This is a genomic window from Tritonibacter sp. SIMBA_163, from assembly GCF_046535935.1.
Taxonomy (GTDB): Bacteria; Pseudomonadota; Alphaproteobacteria; order Rhodobacterales; family Rhodobacteraceae; genus Epibacterium; species Epibacterium scottomollicae.
This window is the reverse complement of sequence record NZ_JAWJBP010001286.1, coordinates 1-237: the sequence shown is the minus strand read 5'-3', so window position 1 is coordinate 237 and position 237 is coordinate 1. Positions and strand designations below refer to the sequence as shown.

Here is a 237-nt window from a genome sequence, read left to right as displayed (position 1 = left end):
CCCGGGTCGGCCGACAGGTGCAGGAACTGACCACGCAGCACGGCATCCAGCCGGGTCTGGCCGTCGTCCTGGTGGGCGAGGACGCGGCCTCCCAGGTCTACGTCAACATGAAGGCGAAGAAGACCGCCGAGGTCGGGATGCAGTCGTTCCAGCACCGGCTGCCCGCCGACACCGAAGAGGCGACGCTGCTCGACCTGGTGCGCGAACTGAACGCGGACCCAGCCGTCCACGGCATCC

General features: G+C 69.2%; 1 protein-coding gene. It reads left to right on the top strand.

Translation table 11 applies throughout. From position 1 onward, the window contains the following. Positions 1-17: 17 nt before the first annotated feature. Positions 18-237 (top strand): tetrahydrofolate dehydrogenase/cyclohydrolase catalytic domain-containing protein (locus R0J92_RS26445; protein WP_411053872.1); only part of this gene is annotated, 220 nt, incomplete at its 3' end.